Genomic DNA, 21,940 nt, shown 5'->3' with positions numbered 1-21,940 from the left:
TTCATGCCGGTCGTGCTCCTGCTCCTCTCTCTCGCCGCCTGCAGCGGCGACGACAACCCCGACGGCGAGAAGTCGGGGACGGCGATGGGGGCTGACGCGTTCTTCGGCAGCTTCGTGGGTGAAGTCTCGGGGACCGAAGCCCTCGTTGCCGTCGTCGCCGGACCCGCCGAGGGCGAGAAGGGCTCCGGCGCCGTGCAGATCTATCTCTCTGACGGCAGTGGCCTGAGCGAGTGGTTCTCCGGCCCGATCTCGGGCGACAGCTTCGTCGCGGAGTCCGATGACGGCGACGCGGAGATGGACGGCACCCTGGCCGCCGACTCGGTCACGGGCACCGTCGAGCTTCCCGACGGCACGACGGCCGAGTACCGGGCCACGCCGCCTTCCGGTGCGGCAGGCCTCTACGACCTGACGATCTCGTCCGCCGGAGAGCTCAGCGGCGCGTCCGCCGCCGGTCTGGGCGTGACGGGTCAGATCACGCTCGGTGAGCCCGGCAGCGGAATGCTCAGACTGGTCGACGGCAAACGTCTCGACTTCTCCGTCACGCAGACGCCCGCAGGCGACCTGGCTCATCTCCGCGCCGGCCAGGTCCGCCTGATCGTTCTGTCCGGTGGCGAGTTGCGGGGCATGGCCAAAGGCCAGCCCTCCGATGCCGGCAGCGTCGATCTCCTCATCCAGTCCGCCTGAAGACTGCTCTCGGGTTCACGCTTGCTGTTGGGCGCGAACGGTGTCACGGTCCGGGCTGGTCGCCATGGTCGCCATGGTCGCCGACGGTGCGGTGCGGGGCCAGGTCCAGGCGAATCGCACGATGAGGGCGAGAAGGATCAATTCCAGCACGATGCCGAGGCCGTAGAAGTACAGCCAGGACTCGCCCACCGCGTTGAATGCCGTGACGGGGACGTAGAGCGAGGCCACGATGAGGTTCGTGATGCGGTTCGCCCGGGCGGGCAGCGTCATCGACAGCACGACCATGAGGATCGGGATGGCCATGAGGGTCAGCGCCGTGGTCGAAAAGGTCTGGGAGAGGTCGAACTCGAAGACCTTGCCGTCGAGGATCTCTTCGATGACGCCGGGCGTGAAGAAGTTGAGAATGTCCACGTAGGCGTAGAGGAACATGAAGCTCGTCCACGTTGCGGCGAGCTTGGCTCTCACCGGGATCCGCTGGTCTTCCAGTGGGGCGGTGGTGGGTTGACGTGTTCTCATCGTGGGCTCCGTTGTGTGGTGAGGATCGGTAGGTCCACGATCGCTGAGCCCGGCGGAGGGCGCCTCGGCCCGGAGGCTGGGGTTCGCCTGGCCGATGGCATGGTCTCTCTCTCGTTCTTTCGGCGGGTACGCCGAGGCGAGCCGATCCCTAGGCTGGAGCCGTGGTCACCGTCCGGCGCTCCATCTGGCATGAGCCGCGGCCTGCTGACGCCCCACCCATCGGTCGGCTCGACTGGCTGCTGGTGGGCGTGTTCGCGGCCGCCGCCTTGGTCGAGGGCATCGCTCGGCCGGGCTTGGCCTGGCAACCCCTTGTGACGGTGCTCGCCCTGGCGCTGATGCCTGCCCTGCTCTGGCGGCGGGGTCGCCCGCTGATGGCCGCCCTGGTCGGGTGGGGCGTCGTCGGGCTGCTCTCGGTCCTCCAGCTGACTGCGCACGCCGGGGACCTCGGCCTCTACTCCATGATGGCCGTCCTGATCCTGCTCTACTCCCTGGTGCGGTGGGGCTCGGGCCGGGAGATGGTCTTGGGGACGGCGTTCGTGACAGTCGTCGTCGCGCTGGGGATGTACGTCTCCTCCGCGGGCTGGGCCGACGTTTTCGGCGGGAGCGTCCTCCTGCTGTTGTTCGTCGCCCTCGCGGCGGTGTTCCGCTACCGCGCGGACCTCTGGCATCGCCAACAGCGCGAGATCCGCAATCAGGAGCGGGTGGGGCTGGCTCGCGAGCTGCACGACACCGTGGCCCACCACGTCTCGGCCATCGCGGTGCAGGCGCAGGCCGGTGGCGTGGTTGCCGGCATCGAGCCTGAGAAGGCTGCCGAGGTCCTGGCCGCGATCGAGTCTGAAGCGTCGCGAACCCTGGCGGAGATGAGATCCATGGTGCGGTTGCTGCGTGACGAGGAAGCCGTCGCCTACTCACCGCAACTGGGTGTCGCGGACCTGCCTGCTCTGGCGCGCGCCGACGCGACGCCCACCGTCGAGGTCTCGCTGGACGGTTCGTTGACCCGGCTGGCACGACCCGTGGACGCCGCGCTCTACCGGATCGCGCAGGAGTCGCTGACCAACGCCGTACGGCACGCCCGCAGCGCGACCCGCGTCGGGATCGACGTACGCCGAGAGGGCGACGCAGTCAGGCTGCGTGTCAGCGACGATGGACAGACCGAGCCGGGGTCAGCCCGGGAGCCTGGGTTCGGCCTGTTGGGCATGGCCGAACGCGCCCAGCTCCTCGGCGGATCGCTCTCCGCGGGGCCGGGGCCCGAGGGTGGCTGGGTGGTCGAGGCCGTGCTGCCGGTGGAGGCGCCGGCATGAGCATCCGTGTCGTCGTGGCCGACGACCAGGACTTGGTCCGGACCGGGCTGGTGATGATCCTCGGCGCGCAACCCGACATCGAGGTCGTGGGGGAGGCAGCAGACGGGCTCGCAGCGCTCGACCTGGCGACCCGGCTGCGTCCCGATGTCCTCCTCGTCGGCATCCGGATGCCCGGGCTCGACGGCATCGAGGTGACGCGGCGCCTGGCCGGGCCAGACGTGACGGACCCGATGGCGGTCGTCGTGATCACCACCTTCGACCTCGATGAGTACGTCCTCGGCGCCCTACGCGCCGGCGCCCGCGGCTTCCTGCTCAAAGACGCTGGGCCGGAGCTCCTCGTGCAGGCTCTCCACGCGGCGGCCAACGGGGACGCGCTGATCGCCCCCAACGTCACACGCCGGCTGCTGGCGACCTTCGCCGACCAGGCGCCGGTGGTACCGGTCCAGCCCATCGACCCGCTCACCGAGCGCGAGGAGGAGGTGCTCGCGCTGGTCGCACGGGGCCGGACCAACGCCGAGATCGCCACCGAGCTCTTCGTCGGCCTGAGCACGGTCAAGACCCACGTCGCATCGTTGATGACCAAGCTCGGCGTCCGCAACCGCGTCGAGATCGCGATGTGGGCATACGACACCAGACGCATGAGAGCCACGTAACCCACCGTCAGCGAAGAAGCGGTAGCTGGAGCGCATGACCGGGTCGCTGGCCCCGGACATGAGAACAGCTCAGAGGATGACCTCTGAGCTGTGGGTATTGCTGGCGGTCCTGACGGGACTTGAACCCGCGACCTCCGCCTTGACAGTGCGGATCGGGCTCGCCGTCCGCTGTCGTCCGTTGCCGTTGGTCGTCCATCTGCGCAGGTCGGAATGGCGGCTGATATCGGCTCTTGATCGCGGGCGGTGCGGCTTCTGATGCCTCTTCGCTGCCTCGTAGCTGCGCGGCCACGCGGCCCACCTGATGCCTGCGTGTCCTCATTGAGTTAGTCGCCCCCGGCCGGTGCTGGAACACCGGACCGGGGACTTGATCCCAACCTGATCTAGCCAGGGAGAGACCCGTGGTCAAGCTACCCGAACCCGATACCCGAGAGATCATCACCCGCGCACCGTTCGTCGAGGAGGGTGTCGGCGAGATGGTCGCGCACATCCTGCACGGCGATGCCCATATCGATGTGGAGATCAAGCCGTTCGAGACCGAGATGTACGCGCAGTTCGACCTGCTGCCGAAGGAGGCGCGCCGGCTTGCCGCCGATCTGGTGCGGATCGCCGACGTTGCGCAACAGGCGATGTGGACTCCGAAGCTGCTCGCCAACGTCCGTGAGCGGTACCTGCCCGGCGCGACCGATGCGCAGATCATCGAACAGTTGCAGCGGCTGGCCGACCGCGACGACGGTCTGGAACTGCTCGAACCCGGTCTGCTGTTCCCCCAGGACGGCTACGCCCTCACCGCCGAAGCGCACCGCGAGCTGGTCGACCGCATCGCGGCTGCGTTGTCGGCGGCCGGCGTAACGCTGGGCGAGCTAGAGACCGTCGTGGGCGACCTGCGCAAGGTCCACCGCACGGACGTGGAGAACGCATCATGACCGCCGCCGCTGATCGCGAGAGCTGCGGCGTGAAGTGGTGCGACGAGGCCGGCGTGCACACCATCCACCGGGACTACCTGGAGTCGATCCCGGCCGAGTCCGGGCGCTGGGTCCTCGGCGTCAACGTCGTCCGCCCGCATAGCTCGACCATCGGGGTCGAACTGACCACGATGCCGCGTCATGGTCGGAGCACCGTGGTCCGCCTCGGGACTCAGGAGGCCGAACTACTGCACGAGGCGATCCGCGAGGCCGTGGAACGCATCCAGCGACGAGCTGGCCGCGACGACATCTAACGATCTACCAGGCTGGTCCCGTCGCATCGCTGATTGGTGCGACGGACCAGCCGTCCCCCGATGCCGCAAGCTGCGACGACGCATCGCCTTCCCGCGCGTGCGTCGTCTCGACCGAAAGTGAGGACTGCTGTGTCTGCTGAGCTTCTGCCGTACGCTGGGACTATGTCCGAGATGCCGGTGCAGGACGCGAAGGATCACCTCAGCGAGGTGATCAGCCGAGCCACGTCCACCGGGGAGGTCATCTACCTGACCGACCACGGGGAGCGCCTGGCCGCCATCATGCCGGCGGAACGCGCCGCCGTTCTCGATGGCCTGCTGGCCGTTGAGGAGTTCGAGGCCGAGCACGGACCGATCCCCGCCGACGAGGCACGCAAGGCGCACGACGTGCTGGTCCGCGAGGGCGTTATCACTGACTGATGGGCATCACCTACGACACCGGCGCGTTGGTCGCGGCGGAAGCGAACCGAGTCGACATCTGGGCGCTCCATCGTGGCGCGCTGCGCCACGAGATCCGCCCCGTCGTCCCCGCCGCCGTCCTGGCGCAGGCATGGCGAGGCGGCCCACAGCATCAGCTCTCACGCTTGCTGCGCGGCTGCAGGATCGAGCCCGTAACCGAACAGCTCGCCCGCGAGGCCGGCGCTGCATGCGCAGCCGCAAGAACGAGCGACGTCGTCGACGCCACCGTCGTCATCTCCGCGCTCTCACGCGGCGACCTCGTCGTCACCAGCGACCCCGGCGACCTCGCCCGCCTGGCCGACGCCCTCAACAAGCCCATCAACCTGCACTCTGTGTAGCCTGCGGCCGCCATCTGATCCGATGGCGGCCGCAGTCCTCGGTGGGAGTGCACGTTATCGGCTGACCTGCACGCACACCGCCGTGCTCGGACTGTTGGTCCGGTCACCTCTGACCACGCCGTCTACGCCTCATGGCTGGTGTTGGGCGTTGGCGGGCGGTACTTGAGCAGGCTCAGGGCTCCAAGGTGCTGCCCATCCCGTGCGCCTTTCGACCTCGACCCAGTTCATCTGGAGCGCTTCCCTCACGTTTGTCCCCGTCTGGCTATACAAATCTCGTAGGCGGGACCCAATCAGCTGCTCTCCCGTGGCCTCAGAATCGGGGTAACCCATATCGCGCCGGGCAGCGATTACAAAATCAGCATAGAGTCGAATAAATATCTCTGCCGGGGGATTGTGAAATGAAGCTTGCCTTAATCGATGCCAGGCTGATACGGCCTGATCTGATCCGAAAATGGCAATCCAGGCATCAAAGTTGTTAAACTTCTCGCCAAGCTCACCCATGTTCACGGTCTTGCTCTTTGCCGGGTCCAGCAAATCGTTGAGAGCATCTATCATTGGCTTATAGGTCTCGAATTTCTTCTCAGCCAAGCGATTCTCTAGATCGCGGATCCGACTAGCCTGCAATTCCAGGCGCTTTGTCGTTCGTGCCGACCTGTACGCAACGACGGCTGACGTGATTGCCGCGACGGCCGGAATGCTCGCTACCGCAAGAGATGCCCAGTCCATTTACTCTACCTTCGCTTGAGTCGTGTGACGCTGCCCTAAGTAGCTCAGCGCCGAGCGGGGAGGCCGGGTACTCAAATCAGTCATGCGACTCGCCGCGTAGCGCCGTGCCAACTTGGTCTATGAGCTGCCGCACCTGTTGGCCAAGTGGATGCCGCGGGCTGGTGACAAATCGCTGCGCATACCAGGTCGCCATTCTTTCGGCGAACGCCAGAGCTTGCGCGGCCTCTTCGGTCGTAGCGTCAGGGAATGGTTTTCCGTGCACAATGTCCCCGCGTCGACGAACAGTGACACTCTGCCAATAGGCCCAAGCGTTCGACCCATTCTCTGTTAGCGGTTCATCGAATGGGCCGTACCATTCCTCAGCTTTGGTGAAGGCATTCTTCCAGTCGCTATTTCCGAGGACTCTTGAAGCCTTCTTCATGGCGGTAGCCCAGTCGGTTCCGCGATCGATAAAGTATGGCGCTAGCACAAAGTCACGTAGTAGTACTTCAGCTGATCGGACCGACCAGACCAATGAGGGGCTCGGGAAGCCCGCCTCCAGTAATAATTGGGCCTCATCTCGGCCTCGTTTGGCTCTGGAGTATGCAGCCAAGAGATGCTCCTGGACGCTCGGTTCGCCCGATGCGGTCGCGGATTCATCCATGTGCTGGATCTCCTCACTCTGAGGCGTCGTCCTCATAGCTGCCGGTCGTTGGCTGGAGTGGAGCGGGTCCAGGGTCGCGTAGCGATCACGCAGTGACGCCGGAGGCGCCCTTGACGCGTGGAATGGAGGTCAAAGAATGGCCGCTACGAGGACGACGGCGGCAACGGTGACTCTGGGAACCTGGCCGAGTTGATGCCGAACTACGAGCAGGCCGCCGGCCGCCAGGGCCCGGAACGGCCGCCAGGCCGCACGCCCGGCCCGAAGGCCGGGCGGGCACGGCGCGCGCAGCGCGCCGCTTGATCCTCAATAGCTCAATCCAGCAATCCCCCGTGCGCGCAAGTGGGAAGGTGCTTCGCGTGTCCGGGGACCGGGGGTTGCGCCTCACGCTTATCCCTCTGCTGCAGGCGGAAGGTCTGATCCGCCCAAGACACGGTAGACAGCCAATGGGACAATGGAGAATCCCGGATCCCGTGGAAGATCTGCGAACCCGAGATTGGCGATGAATGAAATGAACTGGTTGAGCCCCGCAGCCGTGCGGCCGCGCGACACCGTCTGACCATCAGGCTCGGTCAGTGACGGGAACTGGCTACTCGGCGGCTTTGCGCCGTGATGGCCCACGATTCCGACGAGGGTCCAATCCAGCGGGGCGACGCCGTAGCGCTGGAACAGAACATCTGGCTCGGAATCAAGAAACCTCCGCCCTTCTTCCAGTCGCGCGGAAATGGGTGGGCCGTCGATCCCGGCACAGTACATCGTGAGATGTAGTCCGGGCGTGAAAACACCACGTGCGATCTTGACCATTCCGACGATCTGCTCACGCGTAACGGAATCACCCAACAAGGGAATTGGACCAGGCGGTATCAGACTTTCGAGCAACTCCGGTGCATTGGCTAGACCTTCTCCCCGCCGAGCGTCCCGCTCTGCCCTTTTCTGAGCAGGAGGCTTGGCCTTGGGAGGTAGACCTTGCTGATGGGACTGATCGCCTGTGGCACTTGCTCCAGTGACTTCTCCGACGCCTTGTCCCACCACAACCATGTTGGAGAGCACGCTGGCAAAGTACCGGGCGTCGAATAGCGCCGCTTGGCCGCTCAAGCGAATTAGCGAGCCTACTGGGGCAGTATTCCGAAGATTCACCCATCCACGGTTGTCAGCCAAATCAGCCGAAGCATCTCGCAGCACTCCTTCGGCTTCCAAGTCGCTCTCTAGCGTGGGAAAGAGAGCATCCGCCATGGACTTCTGAAGAACGGCCGTGCTACCCCACCTCCGGCCGTACTTCAGGGGCCCAACGCCGACACCAGTCTCCTTGCCGTCGTCGGAGCTTTCGGTGGTGCTCTCGACCACACCTTCGTACAACTGCGCGGCCAAACCTCGTACCTTGTCGATGTCCAGGTAGAGGAACTCACGAAGAACCATCACGCCCCCCGGCATTAGATGTACGAAGCCATCGCCCAAGATTGATCTTGCGATGAATACCGGCAGACTACACGCCAGACGGCAGAAATGCGGAGACTTGCCCAACTTGCTGCGCCTGTGTCCGGCTAGTCCTTCCTTGGTGGTACGGGTAGGCGATAGGACAGGACGTAGCGGTCGGAGGAGACGACGATGTCGGCGGTCTCGACGGGCCGGCTCTTCGCGAAGTAGGTGCGTTCGATCGCGAGGATGGGCACGCCGACCGGGACCTTCAGCGTCTCGGCCTCATAAGGCCGCGCGGACCGTCCGGTGACGTCCTCGACGACGTGGGTGATGTGGATACCGATGGCGTCCATGCGGGGCACGACGCCGGTGACGGGGCCGCCTTCGGGTTGCTCGACGGGTGTGCCCTCGGTGATGACCAGCGGCTCGAACGAGGTGGAGAGCATCGCGGGCTCGCCGTCGGCGAAGAAGCGGTAGCTGGTCCGCATCACCGGGTCGCCGGCCTGGATGCCGAGCCGGTCGGCGATCGTCTTGGATGCGGTGGTGCGGCGGGTCTGGTACTCCCATTCCGGCACTTGACCGGATGCTCGGGCGGATGCGGCGAAGGGTGAGGCTTCGGGGCGTTCGCTGTAGAGGTCGCCGACGACGCGGGTGCGCTGTGGCCGCTGCGCTCGGACGAAGCTGCCGCGCCCCTGCTGCTTGACCACGAGCCCTTCGGACCGGAGGACTTCGACGGCGTTGCGCACGACGATGCGTGAGACGCCGTAGTCGGCCATGAGGTCGGCTTCGCTGGGCAACCGGTCCTCGGCCTGCAACGTGCCGTCGAGGATCTGGCTGCGGATGTCGTCAGCGATCTGCAGGTAGGCAGGGCGACCCCTGAAGTCCGCCACAGGCCCTCCCCTCTACTCGACAGAACAAGTCTTCCACCTGGGCGGTCGCCCGCGTAACTGAGGCGGTCAGCCTGGCGTGTCGCATATTGCGTTGTCCAGTCGTCCTACTTGTTATAACGTGTTGAGTGTCAGATGGAGTCACCCCCTATCCCCGGAGGTCACGATGACGACCCAGACGCTCGCCTCCGCCATGGCGGCGACACTGCGGCCGCTGCGGCTGAACTTCGCCCAGGTGTGCATCTGGTGCGGCTACCGCTGGTGCACGTCGCCGCGCTGTGTCGGGCTGCACGAGAAGTCGGTGTGGATCGTGTGCATCGACTGCGATGGCTTCGGCGTGCTCGGCCCGCTGGACGCATGCCACTGCGTGCACGGCCTGATGGAGGCCACGCCGGCCGTCGATTCCGCCGAGCTGCGCCGGCCGCTGCCCGTGTACCGGCCGGAGGACGACGAGCCGGAGTTCATGGTCACGCCGCGATCGGCAGGGCGGCCGTGATGGTGCTCGGTCCTGCGCTCTCCGACGAGCTGGTCCGCGGTGCCGCCGTGCTCGTAGGCGCCTGCGTACGCCCGGTCCTGTCCCGAGTGACCGACACGACGACCGGAGACGTGCGGACCGTGACGATCGCGTGCGGCGCGACCCGTGAAGTGATCTGCCCGTCGTGTGCGGACCGGGCTCGCCGGTTGCGGATGCAGCAGTGCCGTGAGGGCTGGCACCTCGACACCGAACCCGAGCTCGACGACCCCGACGCCTCTGAGAGCGACGACGAGGCCCCTGCGGACGACAACGAGGACGACGCGACGGAACGGCGTGTGCGGTCCACCAGGCGGCGTGAGGACGTGCCGGACCTGCCTCGGCTGCCGGTCTCTGGTCACACCGTCGGGCGGACGTTCGAGGCTCCGGACGGCAAGACCTACCGGCCGTCGATGTTCCTCACCCTGACGATGCCGTCCTACGGACGCGTGACCGACGAGGGCGTCCCCGTCGACCCGGCGCGGTACGACTACCGGCGCGCCGCCCTGGACGCGATGCACTTCCCGAAGCTCGTCGACCGGTTCTGGCAGAACCTCCGCCGCGCGACCGGCTACAACGTGCAGTACTTCGCCGCCGTCGAACCGCAACGGCGGCTCGCACCGCATCTGCACGCAGCCATCCGCGGTGCTATCCCTCGCAAGCTCATCAAGCAGGTCGCGGCGGCCACGTATCACCAGGTCTGGTGGCCCGGCATCGACTACAGCCACCACTACCGCGCCGGGCGGCCTGCGTGGGACGAGGAACAGGGCGGTTACGTCGAGGACGGCGGCTGGATGCTGCCGACCTGGGACGAGGCGATGGACTACGTCGACAACGGCGACGGTCTCGACGTCGGTGAAGAACCAGAGCCGGTCCACGTGCTGCGCTTCGGCGTCCAGGTCGACCTGCAAGGCATCCTCGCCGGTACGCCGGCCGCTGACCGCCGCGTCGGCTACCTGACGAAGTACCTCACCAAGTCCATCGCCGAACCGCTCGACATCGACGACCCGCACCGCATCTCGGCCGCTCGCCGCGCCCACATCGACCGGCTCGCCGAGGAAGTCCGCTGGCTCCCGTGCTCGCCGACGTGCGCGAACTGGCTGCGCTACGGCACCCAGCCGAAGAACGCCAGACCGGGCATGGAACCCGGCCGCTGCCCGTCCAAGGCCCACGACCGCGACCACCTCGGGCTCGGCGGCCGCCGCGTCCTCGTCTCGCGCAAGTGGACCGGCAAGACGCTGACCGAGCACCGCGCCGACCGGGCCGCCGTCGTCCGCGCCGTCCTCGCCGAAGCCGGCATCGAGATGGACGACCACGACCAGTTCTCGGCGACCGCCACCGCACCGGACGGTAAGGCTCGCTACGTCTGGACCCCGGTCCGTCCCGTCGACCCCGACGCGCCCTCCTACGTGTGGGCCGTCGCCAAGTCGATCGAACAGCGCCGCCGCTGGCGCGAGCAGTACGACGCCGCGAAACAAGCCACCGGGCCGCCGTCCGGTGATGTTTCGGCAACCGACCCGTCCTCCCCGGAAGGAACCCCGCCATGCCCGACAACGTGATCCGCCTCGACGCCCACCGGCCGCCAGGACAACATCCCCGCGTCGACGCGCTCGTCTACTCCGTCGCTGAGGTGGCGGAGCTGCTGAACCTCGCCCTCGGCGGCACCTACGCCCTCGTACGGTCCGGCGACATCCCGGCACGCAAGCTCGGCGGGCGATGGGTCATCCCCAAACAGGCGTTCCACGACTGGCTCGAGACCGTCACCATCGAGCCCGACCCGGAGCCCGGACCGCCGCTCCCCGGCCAGGACGGGCTGTTCTGATGGGCTTCGTACGCAAGACGACGGCCGGCACCTACCGTGCCTCGTGGCGTGATCCGTCCGGAGGGCAGCGGTCGAAGTCGTTCCCGACCAAGCGTGAGGCGTCCCGTTTCCTCGCTGAGGTCGAGTCGGCCAAGAACCACGGGCTCTACGTCGATCCTCGTGCCGGGCGCGTCCGTCTGAGCGACTATGCGGCGACGTGGGTCGCTGGGCGGGCGAGCGCCACGACGACCACCGTGCGTACGGACTCGGTTCTCCGGACTCATGTGCTGCCCCGGTGGGGGCCGGTGCCGCTGGACAAGATCGACCACTCGTCGGTCCAGCGCTGGGTGTCAGAGCTGAACGCCACCCGCTCGCCGGCCACAGTGCGCAAGTGCTTCCACGTGCTCGCGGGCATCATGCGGCTCGCCGTCCGTGACCGGCTCCTGGCCTTCAACCCGTGCGAGGGCGTCCAGCTCCCAGCGATCCGTCGTTCGGACACTGACGAGCGCACGATCAGCCGTGAGGGGTTCCTGAGCCAGCTCCTGCCCGTCATCCCCGAGCGTCACCGCGCCCTGGTGGCACTGGCAGGCGGAACCGGGCTGCGGTGGGGCGAGTGCGCCGGCCTCCGCTGGGACGCCGTGGACCTGGACGCCGAGGAGGTCCACGTCGTGCGAGTCGCGGTCGAGGTCGCCGGGGCCGTCACGACCAAGCCGTTCCCGAAGTCGCGCGCCGGCCGCCGCGTCGTCCCGCTCCCGCCGTTCGTCGTCAAGGCGCTGCGCGACCACCGTCGCCGCTACGGCCAGGGTGACGCTGGGGAGGTGTTCACGAACCAGGCCGGGGGACCGGTGCGGCGAACCCTGTTCCGCGTCCGGGTGTGGCGTCCCGCGCTCGTCCGGGCCGGGCTGCTGGGCAAGGTGGTCCAGGAGGGCGAGAGCGTCTACCGGGGCGTCTGGCAGGACGACGCCGGGCGGGAGCAGACGGAGACCTTCGAGACCGAGGCCGCCGCCGTCAAAGAGGTCTCCCGTCGAGCCACCGGCGGGCTGCGCTTCCACGACCTGCGCCACTCGTACGCGACCTGGCTGGTCTCCGACGGCGTGCCCGTCAACGACGTCCAGCGGGTCATGGGGCACGAGCAGGCGACGACGACGCTCAACCTCTACACGCACGACTCGGGAAGCGCCCGCACCAGAGTGAGGGGACTGTTCGATGCCTTTTCGCTGCCTCGGCCCGCTGACGAGACCGGCCCCGGACATGAAAACAGCTCAGAGGATGACCTCTGAGCTGCGGTGTTGCTGGGCGGTCCTGACGGGACTTGAACCCGCGACCTCCGCCTTGACAGGGCGGGGCAGACGACCTGGCTGGACACCGCGAACTGTATCTGAGCAGCGAATATGCCGATGGTTGCAGCTGGTAGATGATGGCTCTTTGTAGGTGCGTCGTGGGCAGAATGTGGGCGGCGGCTCGGTTCGGTCGACGCCTCGCGTGTCCGGGGCAGGTCGCCTTGGTTGATCTCTCACGATGCGTCGCGGGTTGCGACTGTTGCATAGCCGCTCCGCGCAGACCAAGGGACGCGCCTGCATGCCTGCTTGAGACAGGCAGGCAGGTGCCGGGTTGCGGGTCATCTGTCAGCTGCCCGTAGGCCCCGCGTGACCTGCTGATCTGATCGGGGGCCGGGCCGTTCGAGTTGACAGCCAGACGCGAGACACCCCACCCGTCGACGGGGGAACGAGCGAGTGGGGTGCCTTGCGGGAGTTTGTCCAGGTTAGCTGAGGTGCACGCCAATGCTGATCACGAGTGGCCGGCGATCCAAGATTGCCCCGTTTGCGTCGTCCGAGATTGGGCACGCGGCAGCCGTGACGAGCGTCCTTCCGCAGCCCGGCGCCCCTCCCGATGGCCGCGAACGCGCTGATCACAGCGTTCATAAGGTTCCTGAGCTGGCACCAGGCGATGATGCCGACCCAGTCATCTTGGGCTTGCTCACTGGCTTTGAGCGCTACATCCGTGAGCACGGCCTGCCGGACTGTGATGTGCGTGAGGCGCTGGTGGCGTGGCTGGACGTGCAGCGTGCCGAGCTTGCTGAGGCGGGCCGATGCTTGACACGCGAGCGCCACGCCCTCGGGGGTCGAGGACGGTCTCATGCCTGGGGCCGAGCATCACCGGGCGCCGGCGCCCCTGACCCGCCGGTCACGCCAGGTGGCGGATCGGGCCACTGGGCATCGGCCGCTGCTCTCCGAGCGACCTCTGCTCTGCGCTCCTTCTCGAGTTCTCGCCGAGCTTGTCGGCGAGACTTGAACTTCAGGTCGTTTTGCATCTCCATGATGAACTTTTCTCGTGCGCCCCTGGCCTCGTCGGATGAGCCGCGAAAGTATGCCCAGCGGTTGATGGCCTGCACGTATCCGTAGGCTGCCTCCTTGACCCGACCGGGCGCGAATATCTCAATCATCATGTACGGCGTTACTAGAGACTCATGCCCCTCGACGTCCTGTAGGCCGGGGTGGTCGGCAGGCAGATGGCCATATTGCTCTTCGAACTCCCACGTATCGCGCTCGGCCTCGCTGCAGGCAAGAGCGAACTTGACGTAGGTCGCTCGCTTATCTTCGTAACGCCGTTCGCTGCGCTCATGGCGTCGGCGAAAGAACTCCTGAACCAACGCGCTAAGGAAGCTCAGGAGCACACCGGCGATCACGCCGCCAGCACCGATCGCCGCGGAGAGGACGATTGCTTCGTTCTGATCCATGGCAGCACCGCCTTCCCGGGATTCATGCCGTCACGCAAGGTGAGGCAGAGTACTCCGGGCGCCGGATAGAACCCGACGAACCGCACTCGCCGCGTGAGCGAAAGCCTAGGGTTGCTTAGACCGCTGCCGGGTGCTTGTCGGCTCGGTCCGCTAACGTCGGCGATCGCACTCTACGGTCGAGGTCGCGGGGGATCATGGCGAACAACGACGTGCAACGGCTGGTGACAGCAATCGAGACCTCGCTGCCGGCTCAGTGGCAGCAGTGGCCCGGCGGCTGGCCGAACCAGATTGAGGCGGCTCTGATCGACGCCGTGATGTCGATCCGGGCTCGCTACGGGCAGAGTCACACCGGCGTCCGTGGCGCCATCTTCAAGTGGCGGGAGCAGCGCGGAGGCCGTCGGCGGCTGGATGACCTGCAAGCGCTCACGGCAGCCGATCCCAGCAGGCTTACGGATGTCTTCGGTCGGCAGCAGCTGTCAGGTGGCGCGCTCAAGGGTGTGGCCATCGTCCAGGCCGCACAGAACCTCGTGGACAACAAGGTGCGGCACGCGGCTGATGTCGATCCGGCATCAGCACGGCATAAGGCCGCCTACACGAGCGTGCGAGGCCTTGGCCCGGTCACCTGGGAGTACTTTCTGATGCTCCTGGGCACACCGGGTGTCAAGGCTGACACCTGGATCACGCGCTTTGTCAGCGAGGCGCTCGACGGGCGTACGGTCACCTCGACCGAAGCCCGCGCGCTTGTCATCCGGGTGGCCGAGAAGCTCCAGGTGTCGCCGACGCTGCTGGATCACGCTATATGGAGCCATCGACGGCAACTGCCGCGTTAGCGACCTGCGGCGGCACGCTGCGCCTGGTTGCAGTCGTGCATCAGTCGCGGGCCTGGCAGGGCTATGACGCCTCCGCCGGCAGCTTCCCGAACTTGGTAAGCAAGGCTCGCGCATTGCGGTCAGCCTGGGTGCCAGGCTTGAGGTTGGTGTGTATGCCTTCAGGCGGCAGGTCGGGATCGTTGCTGGTGACATGCACCCGCTTGGTGCTCGGGTCATACCAGATGTCGACTTCCAGTCGGACGTACTTGCCGTTCTCCGAAGGGGTTGCCACGGCGCCTCCCATGGGTCGGGCGGCAGTCTACTGCCAGCCCCGGACATTTCGTTGACCAGCGCGTTCACTCCCATAGCCCTCCTTTGCTGCTAGCTCTCGGCCTCGCCGCAGCGGATGTGAGAGCCTTGGGAGCACGATCAAGAACCTCGCAGGGCAGGAGATCGTGGCATGACGGACCGCCGATCGAGCACGGCGTCGACAGCCTGCAGGAAGCGCAGAACGAGGCGGTGCGTGAGGTCGATGGTGTCGCCACTCACGCGAAGGGCGCGACCGACCACATCGCATGTCTTTGTCGAGGAAGCCAAGGTCCGCCGCGCAGCCGACAACCCTGCCGCCGACATTGCCTCCCCTGGCAGGCGATACAAACCGAGCTGGGCCAACTCGGCATCGAGCTACAGTCCCTCCCCGACGGCGCTGCTGACGACCTCGATGAGCTGCGCCGGCCTGCCGACAGCACGGGCACCGCCGCGCCTACTGAGGCGGCGGTGCCAACCGACACGCTGCCGATCATCAAGGTTTCTGGCAAGCGGCGGGGATCAGGGCCGTACGAGCGTTGGCTACGTGTTGGTTGTCGAGTCTGGTGCAGTACCGTCTGCCACCCAGGCCACGAGGCCAGCAGGGGCCAGACCTCTATGCCGAGCTGTTCGCACGCTGTCCGCAACGAGAGCTGGCATTGTCAGCCATCCGGTGAGGACGCCACCACGCACGCCTCGACTTCGTCCCGGCGCCTCGGTTGGATCCGGCGAGCGGCCACCTTTGTCGCCTGTGAATCGCACCATTGCGGTGGTCAACGCGGCTGGCAAACATGACTAGTTGCACTCAGTTTGCCGGGAGCCGGCGAGGAAATCGGCTAGAGCAGCTCGAAGGTCGGATTCTCCGCAGCGTGCTGCAGGATATGCTGTATCCCATCCTCCCGGTTCTCGACCGCCTGCCCACCTGTTGTGTATGCGATCCAGAGCTCGGCAAGTTCCGCAGGAGGATTCGGATCACGGTAGACCATGCCAACTCTCCGGCCGCCGATGAATACCATCTCCGCGGCACCGAAGCCTGACAGCACAGTCGGTCTGACTTCGTACTCCATGCTTGACCCTAGCAGCGATCGTCAATGCTGAGGGGCCGTCCTGCTGCAGAATTCGCGGCCGCGGGGACGGGCGAGCTTCGGTTGGTTCCGGGCAACGACTCGGTCGTCGCCCGCACCGATCGGATCGAGGGCTCGTACTACTGGTGGCTCGAAGGCGCCGCTGTTCGGGCGGACCGCGGTTCGCGGCTTCTTGGCCGAGTTCTCGCTGGTCCGTCCATGTGGGGCGCTCACGATCGAGTGGTCCTACATGGCGCGGCGTGGTGCAGAAGACAAGGTGGGCGCTCTGGTTGGGCACATTGCGTCGATTCCGATAGAACTGTGCACATGACGGGTGCGGGAGATCCGGCCGTTCTGGTGCATCTTGAGCAGGTGCGCCAGATCTACGCCGACACCGGGGCGATCGAGTACGTGCGTGGAGTCGTGCGTGAAACGTGGCGTACCAACCTTGGGAGGTGGTCGCCTGAACGGCACTTCGATGACACGAACACGCTTGGCTACCAGACCCACCGAAATGTCAACAACCGGATCTCGCGGACCATCGATTCCAGTGAAGTTTTGCCGAGCGTCCTTGCCGAGACCGAAACTGGAATCGTCATGCTCGGATTGGCGGGGTTTCGGCTTCGTGTCGTGAAGGCGCCGGTCGAGTGCGGATTGACGCCGGATTTCGATCGTGACTTTGATTGGTCCACATCCGCGACTCGAGAGACAGCTGCAAGTCGAAATTCAGGTAGCTATTATCCGCTCGCTGCAGGCGAGTTGACCTTGGACGCCGAATACGATCCTCGTCCGCTGCAACGTCGTCATATCGACTCTTGTCGGGAGGTGTTCTTGGTATGGGCGGCTGAACTGAAATCGGACCGAACTGCGGGCTGGCTCGGCCTTCCGCAGACAGGAGACCTTCCATGGATGGGCATCGTGAAGCTCTGGCTCGACGAACCGACGTCGGATGGCCCCAATGCGCCGGCTAGCGGCATCGACTACGTCGATGAAGACGAAGCCGAGGACTAGTGACAGCGATACCTCATTCGGTTCCTTCCTGCTGTAATGAGGCGCGCAGGTTTCGCAGCCGGTCCTGGTCGACGGCTGTCAGTTCGACATCAAGGCCGTCGTCCTGTCGTAGGAGCTCGGCTGCCGTGTCCCAGGAGGGGCCGAGCGCGGCGGCTAGGTGAAGAGCTCCGGGGCGAGACAGCCCACCCGAGCGCTGCAGGTTCACGGCTGTCTCGGTTGGCGCTCCATACTCGATAGCGTCGGAGATCCAGGTTGGGCTGCTGAGGCCGTGGAGCTCGCGCATGAGCGTGTGGGCGGCAGTCCAGGTCCAGCTGCCGGGGTAGCCTATTCGAGAGACATATTCCGCGACGTCGGACACCCGGCTGGACCGATCGCTGCTCCCGAAGAGACCGGTATGACCGAACGTCGGCATAGTCTCGGCGATTGCGTCGAGCGTCTCGCCAGCGATCCAGAGCACTAGGGCGCTGACCTCGGCCCAGAAGATGTCGCTGTCCAGGTGTTCGTCGGCGCGCATGCGTGCGAATTCGGCCAGATATGAAGACCGGGCCGTCTCGGTCTTGCGAGCGCGCCGTAGCCACAGTGTGTTGGCCATGGTCTCGGATGACTCGTAGATGGTGCGTGCGACCTGTTCGCGCTGTGCGCCTGTCAGTTCGACGGCGTCCGCCAGGGTCGGGAGCCATCCCGACTTCCCGGCTGCCAGTGTGGTTTCGAGGCGGACGACGCTCTGGGGGTTGAGTCCGGTGAGCCGGGCTCGCTCGCCTCTGTCGGTGAGGCGGTATGGGCTGGCCGCGACCGCGAACCCACGGTCCTCAAGCGATTCGAGGACCGTCTGGGTGAGCCCTTCGACATAGCGACGTTCGGAGGTGTTGCCGGCTTGATAGGTGAACGTGCCCGCCGCCAGCCGCGTGGACTGATCTTTGTGGTAGCTGTCGCCGTCTCCGAGCCACCCCATGACCTGTGATTCGTACTCCCCGTACCAGGCGATCTCGTCCGGGCTCCGTGGTGTGTCGGTGACACTGGTGAGCTGGCCTCGCACGCGGCCCACCGCAGCGGTGGTCCAGAGGCTTTGGGAGATGTGATTGCGCAGGGTCGGAGCGCCGGAGTCGAGAATGAAGACGATGCCTTCCATGGCGACGTTGACACGGCCCGCGCGGCCGATGATGTTCAGGTACAGGTCCCGCTCAAGCTTGCCCGTGCTGCCTTGGAAGTTCAGATGCGGGATCACCACGGCGAGGAACGGGAGGTCGGCGCCCTCGGCCACAGTGGTGGTCGCCGAGACGGCACGGAGTACGCGGTGCGCGGCAAGCTCTTCGATGATGCCGAGGACGAGGGACGGGACGCCCGCGTGGTGGAACCCGACGCCGTTACGCAAGCACACTGTCAGCGGATGCCGGGGACCCATCATGGACGCGACGAGCTTCACAGCACCGTCGAGACGGTCAGCCTGATCGGCGTCGAGTTCGCTGATCCACAGGTTGCTCCCGAGGGGGTCATCCTCGACTAGGCGGGTGGCGAGGCTCTCGGCGTACGCCCGTTGGGTGCACACGGCCAGGACCGGTCGGTAGGCAGGGGAGAGCCGGGAGATCAGCAGCGCGGCATCGTCGAGCGGCTTGCCGGAACGATCAAGGTCGCCTACGCCTGTCGAGGTGCGGCGTTCGACGCGCTGGATGAGTCGACCGTTGGTGCGCCACGCCACCTCGATGGTTCCGGTCGGTCTGCGCGCACCCTTGGTTAGGCGGCCGTCGGTCAGCCAGTCCGCCACCTCGTCGACGCCTTGGCTCGCGGCAGATAGTGCCAAGAACCGCATATCCGCGTATCGCAGCTTGAGCCGGGTCAGGAGCATCTCGAATCTGGGACCACGTCCCGCTCGGCCGATCAGGTGCATCTCATCGAAGACCACCAGGCGGCATCGTTCGAGCGCGTCCGCAGTCATGGCGTCGGACGCCGCCTTGCGCAACAACGCGTCCAAGCGCTCGGGGGTGCTCACTAGCACATTCCCAAACCGCGATGGAGTGTCCAGGTCGTAGCCGGTGCCTAGGTTTTGTACAACGTGGCCGAGCCGAGGCAGATGACGCTGGAACTCGCGGGTGACCTGTCTGGACAGCAAACGGTATGGAGCGACGTAGATGACCGTGGCTTCGGGGTGCCGATGCAACGTGGCTGCGATCTTGAACTCGGCAAGCAGGGTCTTCCCACTCGAAGTGGGTAGCGAAACCGTGAGTTCCTCATCAGTTGTAAGGCCATTTCTGATCGCAGAGATCTGCGGCGGGAAGAGCACCTCGATCCCGCGTCGTCGCACATAGTCGGCGAGCTTCTCATCCTCAAAGCTTGGATCGGCGACCACAAGATTGGCGAGAGGATTGGCCCCCTCGCGGGCACTTTGCCAGGCGATGGCGCTGTCCAGCAGTGATACGCCGAGACCGTCGCCCATCCTGGTCATGAGGTCCCTTGCTCGCCGGGCGAAGCTGGCGTCGTCGTCGACGAGCGCCGACTTGATCGCTGCGGCAACGGCAAGATCGCGGCGCGTGTGCTCTCCATGGTCTCGCTCGTCGCTACGGGTACGAGGCCCTAGCCCGCGGGCCAGGTCGTTTGCAGCACGAGTGGCGCTTCCTGCGAGGCTTGATGCGATCGCGGAGATGCTCAGCTCCAGGAATGGCCGCCCGGCTGCCGCGGCCCGCTCCACGCTCCGCAGACGGGCGGCGAGCAGCTTCATCCGCGCGAACTGGCCGTCACGAATGAGAAGGTTCAAGCATTCAAGCAGCACGAACACCTGATCCTGCGGATCATCGGTAACCTCGGCGAGAGCGATCGCTACGATCGTCTCGACCTGGTCCTCTGCGAGGTGCCCGAACGAGGTAGCTGTGTCGAGCCGCTCCAGCGCGAGCAGTTCAAGCAGCCGATCGCGATTCTTGCGCCGGTTGACTCCCTGATGGCGCATCGTGAGCGCGCTCTGTACTCGCGCCCTGCGCAGTTGTCGGCGCGACATCGCGAAGTCGGGCTCAGCCACTGGGAACGAGCCTCTCGTGCAGCGTCGCCAAGTTCGGGACGAGAAGCATGCGGAAGTGGGCATCCGGCATGTTCGTCTGGGCGAGTTGGGCAGGTTGATCTGCGAGGTTGCAGTGGGGTGTGGGTGCTGCAGCGGCGATACACACGACCCGCACTCGAGGGTTACTGAGAGTCTCCCGCAGAAAGAAGAAGATGCGCTGGGCGACGTTGGGATTCACTCCGGCCTGGAGAAGTCGTCCATGAACCGTGGTCAGCTGCCGATGGATGTAGGGCGCGGGCAGTTCGTCGGTAACCGACTTCTCGAGCTTGCCGCGCATGCCGCCGGCGCGCCTGCTCACCGTGTGTTTGACGCTCACGAGGACGAGCCGGTCCCCGGGGCCGATGTCACTCGATGCGTCTGGGTCCAGTTCGACAGCGATGATGTCGATGCCACTGTCGCTCTTCTGCACCGCCATCTTCGGCACGTTCGGCATGTGCATGTCGTCAATGTCGACGTCGTCAACCGCGACCACCGTCGCAGCCGCGACGAGCTCGATCGCGTCAGCCCGCATCACCTTGGCATGTTGGTCGGACGTCGCCGGTGGCCCAAGTCGATCGACACCCATATCGGCAAGGAGCTGGTCGAGCTCCTCGTTGAGATCCACCCGCAATAACGCCTGGTAGGCCGCAACTGCTCGCACGATGTCGTCATCGTCTAGCGCCCACTGCTGGATGTTCCACCCTTGAGCCGTGTCCAGCGCCACGACCCTACTGTGCTGCGCGATCATCTTGATCTCGTCGCGGGCGTGGGGGATCACGCGCGCTAGCCTACGGCCGCGATGGCTCTCCCGAACGCTACCCATGGCGTGGGCGTGGCGAAGGCATCGATGTCGGAGTAGGGGTGCAAGGCGTGGTCTGCGCTGCCAGCACCGCGGCGCTCTCTGCCAGGCATCGAGCCGACTTGAGCGTGAGGTCGGCTTGGCCATCGTCATTCGAGCCTCACGACCGTAGCGGTGGCGAACTCGACGCGGCCGCTGCCCGCTAGATGGGCGACCAGGTCCTTGTGGATGCGACGGCTGGTCCGCTCGCGGTCCGATCGGTCCGGGCGTCGCGGTAGCTGCTTCCGCGGGCGGTTCGCCAAGCGGTGGGAGGGCCGCAGCGGGCCGCCCGCCCGCCAAGACCGCTTGACCGTCTGTCCGGCCGTGGCCGTACGCTGGGCGTTCAGCAATAGGCGGAGGATTGTCATGATGCACGTAACCGGCGCGATCACCCGGATCAACAGCAAGCTCCCCGACGGCGAGCCTGGCCACACCGTAACGCTCCGGTTCAGGCCGGCCGACCACCTGCCGGAGATCGAAGAGACGTACTTCGTCGACGAGCCGTTTCCCGGCGAGGTCGGCCAGGTGGCCGTGGTCGAGATCGTTCAACGACGTGTCGTCCGCGTGAAGGGCGTCACCACCCAGCCGAAGCGCGACTGACCCTGCCGGCGTACGTCCGCCGGCACGCATGCGGTACACGTCCTCCGTGAGTAGCCACACGCCTTCGACGGACAGCGCCCGCCCGGCCGCCACTTCGTCCGACCGACGAGCCCCGAGCCGAACGTGAAGACGCCCGCTCCCGTGTCACACTAATGGCCGGGAGCGGGCGCCAAGCAGACAGCCTAGGGCCCGAAGCGTTTCGACCGGCCCGCGACACGGCGGGGCGCTAATCCCGGCGCTGGTGGAGGCGCACCAGCAGCTGGCGGGCGCCTTGAGGTCTTGAGTGGCTTCGACTTCCCAGGTGACGTCCGCCGTCTCCAGGATCTCGGCCATGGGCAGTGACACCCGCGCCGCCGGCCTGGCGCAGGAGCGCGATGAGCAGAGCGCTCGGATCTCGGGCGTGAT

25 protein-coding genes and 1 tRNA gene are annotated in these 21,940 nt (G+C 66.1%); 15 read left to right on the top strand and 11 right to left on the bottom strand.

Going from position 1 to position 21,940, the window contains the following annotated elements; genetic code table 11:
* Positions 1-3: 3 nt before the first annotated feature.
* Positions 4-684 carry a hypothetical protein gene (locus tag BLV05_RS02345; RefSeq protein ID WP_152690536.1) on the top strand — a complete coding sequence of 227 codons (681 nt, stop codon included), beginning with the start codon at positions 4-6 and terminating at the stop codon, positions 682-684.
* Positions 685-699: 15 nt separating this feature from the next.
* Here the strand turns inward: BLV05_RS02345 and BLV05_RS02340 are convergent, their stop codons facing one another.
* On the bottom strand, positions 700-1,200 hold the full coding sequence (locus BLV05_RS02340) for a DUF6326 family protein (RefSeq protein WP_046766613.1): 501 nt from the start codon (positions 1,198-1,200) through the stop codon (positions 700-702).
* Positions 1,201-1,361: 161 nt separating this feature from the next.
* Between BLV05_RS02340 and BLV05_RS02335 the strand changes: the two genes are divergently transcribed.
* The 6 genes from BLV05_RS02335 to BLV05_RS02310 all read left to right on the top strand — a co-directional run bounded on the left by BLV05_RS02335 (position 1,362) and on the right by BLV05_RS02310 (position 5,164).
* Positions 1,362-2,501, top strand: coding sequence for a sensor histidine kinase (locus tag BLV05_RS02335; protein WP_046766614.1), 1,140 nt, complete (start codon positions 1,362-1,364; stop codon positions 2,499-2,501).
* Positions 2,498-3,154: a response regulator gene (locus BLV05_RS02330; protein ID WP_046766615.1), complete on the top strand. Its 657-nt coding sequence runs from the start codon at positions 2,498-2,500 to the stop codon at positions 3,152-3,154. The genes BLV05_RS02335 and BLV05_RS02330 overlap by 4 nt, the downstream gene beginning before the upstream one ends.
* 398 nt (positions 3,155-3,552) lie before the next feature.
* Positions 3,553-4,077: a hypothetical protein gene (locus tag BLV05_RS02325; RefSeq protein WP_046766616.1), complete on the top strand. Its 525-nt coding sequence runs from the start codon at positions 3,553-3,555 to the stop codon at positions 4,075-4,077.
* On the top strand, positions 4,074-4,370 hold the full coding sequence (locus BLV05_RS02320) for a hypothetical protein (protein WP_046766617.1): 297 nt from the start codon (positions 4,074-4,076) through the stop codon (positions 4,368-4,370). Before BLV05_RS02325 ends, BLV05_RS02320 begins: the two co-directional genes overlap by 4 nt.
* A gap of 162 nt (positions 4,371-4,532) precedes the next feature.
* Entirely contained in the window at positions 4,533-4,787 is a 255-nt protein-coding gene (locus BLV05_RS02315) for a type II toxin-antitoxin system Phd/YefM family antitoxin (protein ID WP_051425603.1), read from the top strand.
* Complete coding sequence (locus BLV05_RS02310) at positions 4,787-5,164, top strand: PIN domain-containing protein (protein ID WP_046766618.1); 378 nt, start codon at positions 4,787-4,789, stop codon at positions 5,162-5,164. The genes BLV05_RS02315 and BLV05_RS02310 overlap by 1 nt, the downstream gene beginning before the upstream one ends.
* 129 nt (positions 5,165-5,293) lie before the next feature.
* Here the strand turns inward: BLV05_RS02310 and BLV05_RS35445 are convergent, their stop codons facing one another.
* Positions 5,294-5,890, bottom strand: coding sequence for a hypothetical protein (locus BLV05_RS35445; protein ID WP_152690539.1), 597 nt, complete (start codon positions 5,888-5,890; stop codon positions 5,294-5,296).
* A gap of 76 nt (positions 5,891-5,966) precedes the next feature.
* On the bottom strand, positions 5,967-6,533 hold the full coding sequence (locus BLV05_RS35440) for a hypothetical protein (protein ID WP_152690540.1): 567 nt from the start codon (positions 6,531-6,533) through the stop codon (positions 5,967-5,969).
* A gap of 117 nt (positions 6,534-6,650) precedes the next feature.
* On the opposite strand from BLV05_RS35440, the gene BLV05_RS35435 reads away from it, so the two are divergent.
* On the top strand, positions 6,651-6,833 hold the full coding sequence (locus tag BLV05_RS35435) for a hypothetical protein (RefSeq protein WP_152690541.1): 183 nt from the start codon (positions 6,651-6,653) through the stop codon (positions 6,831-6,833).
* A gap of 87 nt (positions 6,834-6,920) precedes the next feature.
* Here the strand turns inward: BLV05_RS35435 and BLV05_RS35430 are convergent, their stop codons facing one another.
* Together BLV05_RS35430 and BLV05_RS02305 are read right to left on the bottom strand one after the other, a co-directional pair.
* On the bottom strand, positions 6,921-7,946 hold the full coding sequence (locus tag BLV05_RS35430) for a DUF6414 family protein (RefSeq protein ID WP_152690542.1): 1,026 nt from the start codon (positions 7,944-7,946) through the stop codon (positions 6,921-6,923).
* A gap of 125 nt (positions 7,947-8,071) precedes the next feature.
* Positions 8,072-8,836, bottom strand: a complete 765-nt coding sequence (locus BLV05_RS02305; RefSeq protein ID WP_046766619.1) for a GntR family transcriptional regulator — start codon at positions 8,834-8,836, stop codon at positions 8,072-8,074.
* Positions 8,837-8,999: 163 nt separating this feature from the next.
* Here BLV05_RS02305 and BLV05_RS02300 point away from each other — a divergent pair, with 163 nt between their 5' ends.
* From BLV05_RS02300 to BLV05_RS02285, 4 genes are read left to right on the top strand one after another with little or no spacing between them, the layout of a single operon-like run.
* Positions 9,000-9,329 (top strand): hypothetical protein, encoded by a 330-nt coding sequence (locus BLV05_RS02300; RefSeq protein WP_046766620.1) that lies wholly within the window; start codon positions 9,000-9,002, stop codon positions 9,327-9,329.
* Positions 9,329-10,903 (top strand): replication initiator, encoded by a 1,575-nt coding sequence (locus BLV05_RS02295; protein WP_046766621.1) that lies wholly within the window; start codon positions 9,329-9,331, stop codon positions 10,901-10,903. Before BLV05_RS02300 ends, BLV05_RS02295 begins: the two co-directional genes overlap by 1 nt.
* Positions 10,888-11,166 carry a helix-turn-helix domain-containing protein gene (locus BLV05_RS02290; RefSeq protein WP_082154890.1) on the top strand — a complete coding sequence of 93 codons (279 nt, stop codon included), beginning with the start codon at positions 10,888-10,890 and terminating at the stop codon, positions 11,164-11,166. The genes BLV05_RS02295 and BLV05_RS02290 overlap by 16 nt, the downstream gene beginning before the upstream one ends.
* Positions 11,166-12,425: a tyrosine-type recombinase/integrase gene (locus BLV05_RS02285; protein ID WP_046766622.1), complete on the top strand. Its 1,260-nt coding sequence runs from the start codon at positions 11,166-11,168 to the stop codon at positions 12,423-12,425. The genes BLV05_RS02290 and BLV05_RS02285 overlap by 1 nt, the downstream gene beginning before the upstream one ends.
* A 13-nt stretch (positions 12,426-12,438) precedes the next feature.
* Here BLV05_RS02285 and BLV05_RS02280 read toward each other — a convergent pair.
* Positions 12,439-12,513, bottom strand: a tRNA-Asp gene (locus BLV05_RS02280).
* A 766-nt stretch (positions 12,514-13,279) separates the two neighbouring features.
* Positions 13,280-13,882, bottom strand: a complete 603-nt coding sequence (locus BLV05_RS02275) for a hypothetical protein (RefSeq protein WP_046766623.1) — start codon at positions 13,880-13,882, stop codon at positions 13,280-13,282.
* A gap of 194 nt (positions 13,883-14,076) precedes the next feature.
* Here BLV05_RS02275 and BLV05_RS02270 point away from each other — a divergent pair, with 194 nt between their 5' ends.
* Entirely contained in the window at positions 14,077-14,712 is a 636-nt protein-coding gene (locus tag BLV05_RS02270) for a hypothetical protein (protein WP_052762062.1), read from the top strand.
* 61 nt (positions 14,713-14,773) lie between these two features.
* Here the strand turns inward: BLV05_RS02270 and BLV05_RS35425 are convergent, their stop codons facing one another.
* Entirely contained in the window at positions 14,774-14,983 is a 210-nt protein-coding gene (locus BLV05_RS35425; protein WP_152690543.1) for a hypothetical protein, read from the bottom strand.
* Positions 14,984-15,833: 850 nt separating this feature from the next.
* Positions 15,834-16,064 (bottom strand): hypothetical protein, encoded by a 231-nt coding sequence (locus BLV05_RS02265; protein WP_046766624.1) that lies wholly within the window; start codon positions 16,062-16,064, stop codon positions 15,834-15,836.
* 324 nt (positions 16,065-16,388) lie between these two features.
* Here BLV05_RS02265 and BLV05_RS35420 point away from each other — a divergent pair, with 324 nt between their 5' ends.
* Entirely contained in the window at positions 16,389-17,072 is a 684-nt protein-coding gene (locus BLV05_RS35420) for a hypothetical protein (protein WP_152690544.1), read from the top strand.
* Positions 17,073-17,085: 13 nt separating this feature from the next.
* Here the strand turns inward: BLV05_RS35420 and BLV05_RS02260 are convergent, their stop codons facing one another.
* Positions 17,086-20,079 (bottom strand): DEAD/DEAH box helicase, encoded by a 2,994-nt coding sequence (locus BLV05_RS02260; protein ID WP_046766625.1) that lies wholly within the window; start codon positions 20,077-20,079, stop codon positions 17,086-17,088.
* Complete coding sequence (locus tag BLV05_RS02255) at positions 20,072-20,875, bottom strand: hypothetical protein (RefSeq protein WP_152690545.1); 804 nt, start codon at positions 20,873-20,875, stop codon at positions 20,072-20,074. The genes BLV05_RS02260 and BLV05_RS02255 overlap by 8 nt, the downstream gene beginning before the upstream one ends.
* A gap of 426 nt (positions 20,876-21,301) precedes the next feature.
* Between BLV05_RS02255 and BLV05_RS02245 the strand changes: the two genes are divergently transcribed.
* The gene (locus BLV05_RS02245) at positions 21,302-21,535 is read left to right on the top strand and encodes a hypothetical protein (RefSeq protein ID WP_046766627.1); all 234 of its coding nucleotides are present in this window, start codon (positions 21,302-21,304) and stop codon (positions 21,533-21,535) included.
* The last annotated feature ends 405 nt before the right edge of the window (positions 21,536-21,940 follow it).

Source organism: Jiangella alkaliphila (assembly GCF_900105925.1).
GTDB classification, from domain to species: domain Bacteria; phylum Actinomycetota; class Actinomycetes; order Jiangellales; family Jiangellaceae; genus Jiangella; species Jiangella alkaliphila.
This window is presented reverse-complemented; position numbering and strand designations above follow the sequence as displayed.

Coding starts and splice junctions, on each gene's coding strand:
- BLV05_RS02345 (WP_152690536.1), top strand. CDS start 4: ATGCCGGTCGTGCTCCTGCTCCTCTCTCTCGCCGCCTGCAGCGGCGAC.
- BLV05_RS02340 (WP_046766613.1), bottom strand. CDS start 1,200: ATGAGAACACGTCAACCCACCACCGCCCCACTGGAAGACCAGCGGATC.
- BLV05_RS02330 (WP_046766615.1), top strand. CDS start 2,498: ATGAGCATCCGTGTCGTCGTGGCCGACGACCAGGACTTGGTCCGGACC.
- BLV05_RS02320 (WP_046766617.1), top strand. CDS start 4,074: ATGACCGCCGCCGCTGATCGCGAGAGCTGCGGCGTGAAGTGGTGCGAC.
- BLV05_RS02315 (WP_051425603.1), top strand. CDS start 4,533: ATGTCCGAGATGCCGGTGCAGGACGCGAAGGATCACCTCAGCGAGGTG.
- BLV05_RS02310 (WP_046766618.1), top strand. CDS start 4,787: ATGGGCATCACCTACGACACCGGCGCGTTGGTCGCGGCGGAAGCGAAC.
- BLV05_RS35445 (WP_152690539.1), bottom strand. CDS start 5,890: ATGGACTGGGCATCTCTTGCGGTAGCGAGCATTCCGGCCGTCGCGGCA.
- BLV05_RS35440 (WP_152690540.1), bottom strand. CDS start 6,533: ATGGATGAATCCGCGACCGCATCGGGCGAACCGAGCGTCCAGGAGCAT.
- BLV05_RS35430 (WP_152690542.1), bottom strand. CDS start 7,946: ATGGTTCTTCGTGAGTTCCTCTACCTGGACATCGACAAGGTACGAGGT.
- BLV05_RS02300 (WP_046766620.1), top strand. CDS start 9,000: ATGACGACCCAGACGCTCGCCTCCGCCATGGCGGCGACACTGCGGCCG.
- BLV05_RS02295 (WP_046766621.1), top strand. CDS start 9,329: ATGGTGCTCGGTCCTGCGCTCTCCGACGAGCTGGTCCGCGGTGCCGCC.
- BLV05_RS02290 (WP_082154890.1), top strand. CDS start 10,888: ATGCCCGACAACGTGATCCGCCTCGACGCCCACCGGCCGCCAGGACAA.
- BLV05_RS02285 (WP_046766622.1), top strand. CDS start 11,166: ATGGGCTTCGTACGCAAGACGACGGCCGGCACCTACCGTGCCTCGTGG.
- BLV05_RS02275 (WP_046766623.1), bottom strand. CDS start 13,882: ATGGATCAGAACGAAGCAATCGTCCTCTCCGCGGCGATCGGTGCTGGC.
- BLV05_RS02270 (WP_052762062.1), top strand. CDS start 14,077: ATGGCGAACAACGACGTGCAACGGCTGGTGACAGCAATCGAGACCTCG.
- BLV05_RS02265 (WP_046766624.1), bottom strand. CDS start 16,064: ATGGAGTACGAAGTCAGACCGACTGTGCTGTCAGGCTTCGGTGCCGCG.
- BLV05_RS35420 (WP_152690544.1), top strand. CDS start 16,389: ATGACGGGTGCGGGAGATCCGGCCGTTCTGGTGCATCTTGAGCAGGTG.
- BLV05_RS02245 (WP_046766627.1), top strand. CDS start 21,302: ATGATGCACGTAACCGGCGCGATCACCCGGATCAACAGCAAGCTCCCC.